Source organism: Parendozoicomonas sp. 2304DJ65-17 (assembly GCF_058148445.1).
This window is the reverse complement of the sequence record NZ_JBYVJV010000170.1, coordinates 1-229: the sequence shown is the minus strand read 5'-3', so window position 1 is coordinate 229 and position 229 is coordinate 1. Positions and strand designations below refer to the sequence as shown.

At 55.0% G+C, this 229-nt stretch carries 1 protein-coding gene; it reads right to left on the bottom strand.

Features of this window, described 5'->3' with window-relative positions; genetic code table 11:
- Positions 1 to 21 precede the first annotated feature (21 nt).
- Positions 22 to 229: hypothetical protein (locus ACY2RR_RS24915; protein ID WP_490110885.1), on the bottom strand; the 208-nt coding region annotated here is incomplete at its 5' end.

The window sequence follows — 229 nt, the reverse complement described above, 5'->3', positions numbered from 1 at the left end:
ATTCGACATTACTTCTTCTCCTTAGTGAAAATTCTTACGGGTCAGGAAACCAACCTTGTCGGCCTTAGCACGCACAGTCTTAGCCTCATCCGGCTCCGCGTCCTTGCCGTAGCCAATCTCCCCACGCGGGATAGTGCCAGCAGGGTTAGAACCGTAGATGTCACGAGCAGCCTCAGCGTCACGTTTCATCGCCGCAATCGCCTTAGCACGACGGGCAGCAGAAATACGG